The sequence below is a fragment of the Streptomyces graminilatus genome, assembly GCF_001418565.1.
GTDB classification, from domain to species: domain Bacteria; phylum Actinomycetota; class Actinomycetes; order Streptomycetales; family Streptomycetaceae; genus Streptomyces; species Streptomyces graminilatus.
Genome location: NZ_LIQQ01000291.1, coordinates 1 through 8,214, shown reverse-complemented (window position 1 = coordinate 8,214; position 8,214 = coordinate 1). Strand labels below are relative to the sequence as shown.

Annotated in this window: 7 protein-coding genes, 1 tRNA gene and 2 pseudogenes; 7 read left to right on the top strand and 3 right to left on the bottom strand. The window is 69.2% G+C overall.

All coding sequences use genetic code 11. The annotated features are described in order from the left end of the window. Positions 1-906: 906 nt before the first annotated feature. A complete protein-coding gene (locus tag AOK08_RS24250) occupies positions 907-1,836 on the bottom strand; it encodes an NAD-dependent epimerase/dehydratase family protein (protein ID WP_055529761.1) in 930 nt (309 codons plus the stop codon). A gap of 137 nt (positions 1,837-1,973) precedes the next feature. Between AOK08_RS24250 and AOK08_RS24245 the strand changes: the two genes are divergently transcribed. After that, positions 1,974-3,014 carry a GlxA family transcriptional regulator gene (locus tag AOK08_RS24245; RefSeq protein WP_079054240.1) on the top strand — a complete coding sequence of 347 codons (1,041 nt, stop codon included), beginning with the start codon at positions 1,974-1,976 and terminating at the stop codon, positions 3,012-3,014. Here the strand turns inward: AOK08_RS24245 and AOK08_RS24240 are convergent. Both AOK08_RS24240 and AOK08_RS43590 read right to left on the bottom strand, forming a co-directional pair. Then, positions 2,962-3,498, bottom strand: a complete 537-nt coding sequence (locus AOK08_RS24240; RefSeq protein ID WP_055529760.1) for a GNAT family N-acetyltransferase — start codon at positions 3,496-3,498, stop codon at positions 2,962-2,964. The two genes, AOK08_RS24245 and AOK08_RS24240, sit on opposite strands and share 53 nt — an antisense overlap. Positions 3,499-3,514: 16 nt before the next feature. Then, a pseudogene (locus AOK08_RS43590) lies at positions 3,515-3,741 on the bottom strand (response regulator transcription factor); the annotation flags it as partial. 143 nt (positions 3,742-3,884) lie between these two features. On the opposite strand from AOK08_RS43590, the pseudogene AOK08_RS24235 reads away from it, so the two are divergent. From AOK08_RS24235 to AOK08_RS24210, 6 genes and pseudogenes are all read left to right on the top strand, one after another. After that, positions 3,885-4,378: pseudogene (locus tag AOK08_RS24235) on the top strand (zinc-binding dehydrogenase); the annotation flags it as partial. Positions 4,379-4,556: 178 nt separating this feature from the next. Further along, on the top strand, positions 4,557-4,844 hold the full coding sequence (locus AOK08_RS24230) for an acyltransferase (RefSeq protein WP_055529758.1): 288 nt from the start codon (positions 4,557-4,559) through the stop codon (positions 4,842-4,844). Further along, positions 4,841-6,448 (top strand): helix-turn-helix domain-containing protein, encoded by a 1,608-nt coding sequence (locus tag AOK08_RS24225; protein ID WP_055529756.1) that lies wholly within the window; start codon positions 4,841-4,843, stop codon positions 6,446-6,448. The genes AOK08_RS24230 and AOK08_RS24225 overlap by 4 nt, the downstream gene beginning before the upstream one ends. Further along, positions 6,448-7,020: a hypothetical protein gene (locus AOK08_RS24220; protein ID WP_055529754.1), complete on the top strand. Its 573-nt coding sequence runs from the start codon at positions 6,448-6,450 to the stop codon at positions 7,018-7,020. The genes AOK08_RS24225 and AOK08_RS24220 overlap by 1 nt, the downstream gene beginning before the upstream one ends. A gap of 65 nt (positions 7,021-7,085) precedes the next feature. Further along, positions 7,086-7,159, top strand: a tRNA-Met gene (locus AOK08_RS24215). 180 nt (positions 7,160-7,339) lie between these two features. Continuing rightward, a partial coding sequence (locus AOK08_RS24210; protein ID WP_198539362.1) for a DEAD/DEAH box helicase family protein occupies positions 7,340-8,214 on the top strand: 875 nt, incomplete at its 3' end.

Below are 8,214 nucleotides of genomic sequence, written 5' to 3'. Positions count from 1 at the left end.
CGGACGAGGCCACGGTGCCGATGGTGTCCACCCCGACGATGGTGCAGAGGAGGAAGAAAAGGATGTCGAAGCGGCCGAAGTGCTTGCGCAGCTTCTGCCGCTCCGCCTGGGCTGCTGCCGGCGTGTCGGCCGGCTCGGAAGTTATTTGACCAGCGGCCACCGGTGCTCCTGCGTGCTCGTGGTACGGGCGGGATCCGGCCAATGATCCGCCGCCACCGTAAAGGCCCACAAGCGTTCATGTACAAGTCTTGACCATCACTTCTCCGCCCGAACGCAACGGAAACCGCACCGAAACCTGGGAATGGCGGCAGTATCCGTTACCCAGCGTGCGGCTGTTACTCCTGATTCCGTGGTGTCGAGCGCGTGGCGGGGTACGACATCGCCCCATGGGCGCCTGGAAGAGGAAGCGTTCACGGAGGAGGACGACTCGCCCTGGCCGGAGAAGTCGCCCGAGGACAGAGGACAGCAGGTACCACCCTGCACGGCGGCGAACTGCCCAACATCGTCGACCAGGAGCGTGCCGACTCGTACGGCCGGGCCCGGTTCCCGCACAGGCGTGCCTCCTGGCCACCGCGTCATGCCCAGGAGTGACGGACATCCTCGTGGCCGCGTCCAGTACGTCGCACTGAAAGGGGGCTGCCGACGCGGTCCAGCGGACCGAGTCGAGGTCGGTGCCGTGTGGAACTCCGCGTCGGGCGATGGCCGGCTTGATGCCGCGCTTCCACAGGAGCTGACGGTACTTGTCGAGGTCGTCCATCACTTCACGAACGGCCCTCTGAGTGCCTCCTGACCTGTGAGGCCTCGACAACCAGCGAACGACATCCGGAAGCAACTGCCCTGCGGGCTCTCTGATTTGGAGCCCTGCGCACGCATCATGGCGCGGTCGGCGCCCGGTCGGACCGGCCGTCAGGGCGCGGGCGGAGCATGATCTGCGGCCATCTCTTCCAGGACGACGCCGAGCGGAGCAGGAGTGAGATCCAGGGTCTTCGCGGTTGACGACGAGTCGAGGATGCTGGGCCGGTCGTACAGGTACAGCATTTCGGGAAACTCCGCCATGACGGAATCGGCGCGACCGATGTCCTGAAGTTCCTGGATCGTCATGTGGCGCAGCTGCGGGGCCGGCGCTCCGGCCGCCTCGGCGAGGAGGGCGGCGAGCTCGCGCACTGGCGCCTCGGACACGGACGGCACGTGCCAGGCCCGGCCCCAGGATTCGTCGTGGCGGGCGGCGGCGACGAGGGTACGCGCCACGTCCACGGTGTAGGACCAGCTGTGCGGTGCGTCGAGGTCGCCGGGGTACGAGACGGGCGAGCCGGCCAGCACCGGTGCCCCCACCAGCAGAGTGAACGGCGAGTACGCGCCGGCGCCGAGATAGTCGCCGGCCCGGATCTCGGTGACCCGCACCCGGCCCTCGGTGTGGGCGGCACGGGCGTCGTGCCACATCCGTGCCCGGACGATTCCCTTCCGACTGGTGGGTGCCATGGGCAGGTCCTCAGTGGCGGGACCGTCGATCGGCCCGTATCCGTAGGTGTTGCCGAGCATGACGTAGTCCGCTCCGGTGCGTTCGGCGGTGGCCAGCAGCGCGGCGGCCAGGGGCGGGAATTCGGCCGGCCAGCGGTCGTACGGCGGCATGGCGCAGTTGAACAGGACGGCCGCCCCGGTGGCCAGTTCGACAAGCCGGGCGGTGTCAGTGGCATCGGCGGCGACACGTTCGATCCGCGGATGCACCGGCCCGCTGCCCCGGCGGGTGACGATCCGGACCTGCTCGCCGGAGTCGGCCAGCAGACGGGCCGTGGCCGATCCAGTGGCTCCGGCACCGACGACGAGATACAAGGACACGAGTTCGCTCCTGGCCATAGAGGTGGACGTGGAGATGGAGCGGGCCGGACTGTCGAACCCGCCGCCCTCACCACTCTGCCGTGCGGAGTGATCCGTAAAATAGTGGCCTGAATGCCAAACACCCGGAGGTTCGGGCCATGCATCGAGTCGCCGTCATCGCCGTACCCCCGGCCACCACATTCGACCTGGCCATCCCCGAACTGGTGCTCGGCGAAGTGTCCGTGGACGGCCGCCCCGGTTACCAGGTGCGCGTCTGCACCGCCCGGCCCGGCCCTCTCGCCGTCAGCGGCAGCCTGGAGGTCGCCGTCCCGGACGGGCTGGAGACGGCCGCCGACGCCGACACCCTCATCGTCACCGGAACCGGCGCCCGAGAGGACGTCGACCCCCGCGTACTGGAACTGCTGCGGCGTGCGTCGGCCGAAGGCAGGCGCGTCGCCTCGATCTGCACCGGGGCGTTCGTCCTCGCTCAGGCAGGACTGCTCGACGGCCGCAGCGCCACCACCTACTGGGCCAAGTCCGACGAGTTCCGCAGCCGCTTCCCCGAAGTCGACCTGCGCCCCGACGTGTTGTACGTCGACGACGGCAACGTCCTGACCTCCGCCGGACTGTCCGCCGGCATCGACCTGTGCCTGCACCTGGTGCGGGCCGACTACGGCGCCGCGGCGGCCAACACCGTGGCCCGTCTGGTCGTGGCGGCACCCGTACGCCCCGGCGGACAGGCCCAGTTCATCGAAGCACCGCTGCCGCCCGAGAACGGCACCTCACTGGCAGGGACCCGCGCATGGGCACTCGACAGACTGCACGAACCGCTCACACGCGCCGCGCTCGCCGCCCATGCCCGTACGAGCGTCCGCACGCTGACGCGCAGATTCCACGCGGAGACCGGCCTCAGCCCCTTGCAATGGCTGCTCCATCAGAGGGTCAACCGGGCACAGGAACTGCTGGAGACCACAGACCTGCCAATGGACCAGGTCGCCCGCCTCAGCGGCCTCGCGACCACCGACTCACTGCGCCGGCACCTGACAGGACGCACCGGACTCCCACCCAGCACCTACCGTGCCACGTTCACACGGCGCGACGCACAGGCGCCGCCTCCTCGTCGAATCCAGGAAGGGACCCCTTCGGCTACAGGCGTTGAGCCCCCGCGGCCGGTCCGCAGGTCTTCTCCAGGAGGGTGAACGACTTGGATGCGCCGTCCGGCTGTGGTTTGCCCGCCTTGTGCCCGACGATCCGGTAGCCGGCGTCCAGGTAGTAGGAGTTGAGCCGCGGGTTGCCGGCCCAGCAGTCCAGCCGCGCGAATGCCCGCCCCGTCGCTGCGATACGCCGCTCCGCGGCACGCAGCAGCAAACGTCCCGTCCCCGGCCGGGCGTTGCCTCGGTCCACCATCAGCCGGTGCACGTAGCCGGCCACCGCTGGCTGCGGCCCCCAGGCATCCTCGTCGTCCCACCACAGCTCCCATGCCCCGGCCAACCGGCCGTCGACGTCGGCGAGCCAGACCTCACCACTGGCCAGGGTCCTGCGGAAGTGATCCTCACCGAGCTGACCGGGCTGCCACTGGCCGGTGACGCCCTGGCCGAGCATCCAGCGGGCGGCGTCGTCACGCAGCCGGACGAGAGTGGTGAGGTCGGCCGCCCCGGCGAGGCGGAAACGTAGATCATTCACGTCGAGATCCTCTGCTGATCAAGATGGGGTCCATGCTGGTCTCCCTGATCCGGCGGCACAGCCCGATGCTGTCCAGGGCAGGCAGCGTCACGTCCGGCAACAGCATGTCGTGGTGGTCTTCCCGGAACAGTTCGAGTCCGGTCAGGCCGTCACCGGCGGGGTGACACGGTAGCCGTAGCGTTCCAGTGCCATGGTGAGCGACCTGCGGATCACCTCGTCGTCCTCGACGAGCAGGATCGTCACGGGCGCCGGGGCGTTGCCCCCGGCCACTGGAAACCGAAATCTCTCCCCATCGGAATGAGTGGCTCCCTTTGCCTCTGTCGCCCGCCGTCTGTCGCCCGCCGTCGCTCCGGCGGGCTGCTACGAGGGACGGCGGCCGAAGTCCCGTCCTGATCCATGGCGGTGGCGACGGGGTCGGCCACATCGCGGTCCAGATCGCGAAGGCGCTCGGCGCGCACGTGATCGCCGCGGCCGGCGGGAGCAAACGGAGGTTCGTCGAGGAACTCGGCGCGGACAGGTGATCGACTACACGACGGTCGACTTCACGGAGGCGGTCCGCGACGTCGACGTCGTGCTCGACACGATCGGCGGCGACACCGCCGAACGCTCACTCGAAGTGCTGCGCCCGGGCGGTCACCTGGTGACGGCGGCTGCCGAGGAGAACGCGGCGCTCGCTGCCAGGTACAAGGCGGTCGGCATGCGCTTCAGCGGCATCGCGGTCGACCCCGATCCGGTCGCCCTGCGAGGTCTGGTCGAACTCGTCGAACAGGGCAAGCTCCGGGTCCATGCGCAGGAGACGTTCCCTTTCGAGCGCGTCACCGACGCACACCGCCTCCTCGACGCCGGTCACCTCCAGGGCAAGCTGGTCCTCACCGTCTGATCCCGTCGCGGGGGCGGGGCGTGGGTGCTTCGGACGGTGGCCTTCGTGTTGTGGGGGAGTCGTGCCAGGTGAAGGAATCTTCAAGCTCCTGGCGAGATATTGAAAGCTTTACCGCATTATCGATGACAGAAGACTGATTTATATGCGGGAGTTGCATGGATGCGAATAGTATGGCGGTATGGGATTGGGCTTGGAGGAGTTGTTGCGGCTGACGGTGGCTGCGTTGATGCAGGTGACGGGTGAGTCGCAGCGGTCGGTTGCGGGGGTGCTGGGGCTGACGCAGACACAGGTGTCGCGTCGACAGGCGGGAGTTGTTTCCTGGAGCTTGCGGGACGTCGATGTCCTGGCCGAGCACTATGGCATCGGCGTGCTGGACCTGCTGGCGGGTCCGACCAGAGCGTGCGAGGCGCTGCCCACCGACAGGCGCCGTTCCGCCCGGACCGAAGCGAAGGGGGCGAGCCGGTGAGCGACTTCGACGCGATCGATTCGCTGCTTGACGCCGTCGGCCCGGAAGCCGAACTCCCGCCCTGCCAGGTGCGCCGCGAGCTGCGGGAGCGGGCCCGGCTGTCCAAGGCGCAGGTGGCACGCGCGCTCGGCGTGAGCCCGTCCACCCTCAGCGGCTGGGAAAACGGCCGCGACCCGGCCGGCGAGATCCGCACCAAGTACGCGTACCTGCTGGACGGACTGAACACCAAGCTCGCAACCGAGACCGCCGCCGGGACCGCCACCGGGACCGAGGCGGCGCTGGCTGCGGAGCAGCCCCTCGCGTCAGACACGGCCGCGACCGTCACTCCCTCCTCTTCGCCGGATCCCGGGCAGGACGAGGACGGGGACGACGTAGAGCCGCTCGTCGTACCCGAGCCCTGTGTGTTGTGCGGCCATCCGGCCGCACAACGCGTGGCGGGGTTCGCTCAACATCTGGCCCCGGCCGACTGTCGGCCCACCGCCACCGGAGCCCTGGACACCCGGCCGCAACCCGAACCCGCAACACCACAGCCCCCGAACCCCTCGCAGCCGGACCGGCACGCGTCACACACCTCACGCGGCAGCCACCCTGTGCGCTCCACGCCACCGGCCCGGCGCGCCTTCCAGGAGCCGTCCGGCCCGGTCGACCTGATCCATGAGGCCGTGCGGGACACGCTCACCGAGCACCAGGGTGACGCCGACGCAGCAACGGCGGCGCTGTTGAAGAAGGCGATCCCGGACGCGATGCGACTGCTGGACGCCACCCGCAAGGGCGCCCGCTACGACGTGATCGCGCACCCCTGGATCCCCGACATCCTCAAGAAACAGACCGCGCGCGGCGCCGACCAGATCTGGGAAGCCCGCCCCAAATGGACCCGCCGTGAACTCCCGCCCGGCCGACACGAGGTGACCGCGCTCGACATCAACGGCGCCTACCTCTCCGCCCTCAAAACCCACCTCCCCCTGGGCCAGCTCGAGCACTCCACCGGCCTGGCCCACGACCGCCGCCGCTCAGGAGTCCACCTGATCACCCCGCCCGAGTGGGACCACGAAGCGGTGCTGCCCCACCCGATCGGCCAAAGAGACGAACCCGGCCCCCTGTGGGTCACCGAACCGACGCTCCGCCTCCTGCTGCGCCTGTCCGGTCCGAAGCACCAACTGTGCGCGCCTCCGCAGATCCACGAGTCGTACACCTCCGGAGCCACGGAGAACCTGCTGGAGAAGTTCCGCATCGCGCTGAAGGACGCCCGCGACACGGCGATCGAGCAGGGCGATACGGTGACGCTGGAATACGTGAAAGCGATGTACTCGAAGTTCGTCTCCACGATGGGGGAGTCGAACTACAACCGGGAGCTCTACCGGCCGGACTGGATGCACCTCATCCGCAGCCAGGCCTTCGCCAACCTGTGGCTCAAGGCACTCAGGGCCCATGACGAGGGCCTGGCTGTAGTCCGGGCGATGGGCACCGACGAACTCCACGTCATCGGTGACTGGCGCCGTGTCTTCGCCGAGGGCCGCGGTGTTACGGAGGTCAAGGTGAAGGACACGTACACCGCCGGAACCGACGCCGGCGAGTACACCGCCATTGCAGGCGAGGAGGAGTAGTGCCGGAGAGGAACATCGACTTCGGGAGGTTCGGCGCCCGGGGCATCAAGGGCAGCGACGCCGTCGCGCGCAAGCTCGACGAACTGGCGGGTGGCATCGTGACTCCCGTGACCGTCCAGCGTGGTTGGATGGCGCGTCTGCACTACCTGACGAAATCGGCCCAGACCCTGAAGGCCGCGCGGGACGCCGGACTCACGGTGACCCCCCGGACACTGAAGACCTGGCTGGAGGGCAGGCGCCGCCCTTCCAGGGCCAACCTGGAACGGATCGACCAGGCGTACCGCACGGTGCGCCGCCACAACGTCGCCCGTCATCTCCTCAAGCGCCTGAGCCGCGACGGACGCGGTACGAGAGTGGAAATCCACCCGCTCGACCAGTCCCAGGTGCCGCAGCCGCTGCGGCGGGTGGTGGAGTACCGGACGATGAACGTGCGCCGCTGGGACCGTATCGTCGGTTCCTGGGCGGCCGGCGACCGCCAGGGCCTCGACGCGGCCTGGCAGGACACGATCATCGACCTCGGCTCGCAGTGGGGCCAGTACGAGTACGTCACCAACGTAGGCTTCGCCGCATAGAGCTCCGCGCCGGAAGGGTGGTCTTCGGCGCCCGCTGTGATGGCGTACGGTGGGGAACACAACGGCGCGGGGTGGAGCAGCTCGGTAGCTCGCTGGGCTCATAACCCAGAGGTCGCAGGTTCAAATCCTGTCCCCGCTACTGATCGCGAAGGCCCGGATCGACACGATCCGGGCCTCTTTTGCGTTCCTACCACGAGGCCACGTCCGTCTTCGGCCTGGCAGGAGACGCCCCTGCCAGGACAGAGATACCGCGTCGCACCCTCGCCGTGCGCGAGAATGTACACGAGCCAGCCCCTCACATATGCCGAGGAACCGTGCGATGACCGCCAGCCCCACCGCCACAGGACACACCGGTCGTCTGGTCCTGCGCACGGACCAGCGGGAGGGCCTCACCAGTGCGGTCCGTCACTTGAGTCGCCCGCGTACCCGCGGGCACGTCGTCTCGGCCTGCGGTACCGGCAAGACTCTCTTCGCCTTGCGTGTCGCCGAGGAACTCGGCGTGCGCCATCTGGGGGTGGCGGTACCCAGCCTGGACCTGGTCGCGCAGTGGGCGGCGGCTGCCCGCGCGGACGGCCGCCGTGAGCCGATGATCACTGTCTCCTCGCTGCGTGCCGAGTCCCATCCGCTCCTGGCCGAGGCCGGGGTCGGCTCGGCCAACGCGGGGGAGTACCTGGCCTACTGGCTCGCCCGGCACCCCAAAGCGACCGTGTTCTTCACCTACGACTCGCTGTCCAAGATCGAAGAGGCCCAGCACTCCACGGTCTTCCCCGCCCCCGTCTTCGGCCTGCTGATCGTGGACGAAGCCCACGCCACGGCCGGCACCTGGGAAAAGAACTGGACGGCGCTCCACGACAACGAGCGCGTCCCTGCCGAGCGCCGCCTCTACCTCACCGCCACCCCGTACGTGTGGGAAGCCCCCCGCCTGACCGAGCCGCCTACCACCAGGCCGCAGCCCAAACGCACCACCGCCACCGCTCCCGCCTGGGACGACCCGTCCCTGCTGGCGACCATGGATCAGCCGAAGGTCTTCGGCCCCCGCCTGCACACCTACTCCCACGCCGACGCCATCGACGACGGCGTCCTGGCCGACTACCAACTCGTCGTCCCCACCGTCACCGACACCGAACTGCGCACCGCACTCACCGACCCGCAGACCGGGCCCACCGCGCGCCGCACCACCGCCCTGCACCTGGC

What these genes read in the sequence shown, in the direction of transcription:
- AOK08_RS24245 (WP_079054240.1), top strand. Translation starts at nt 1,974, where the DNA reads ATGCATCGAGTCGCCGTCATCGCCGTACCCCCGGCCACCACATTCGAC.
- AOK08_RS24230 (WP_055529758.1), top strand. Translation starts at nt 4,557, where the DNA reads ATGGGATTGGGCTTGGAGGAGTTGTTGCGGCTGACGGTGGCTGCGTTG.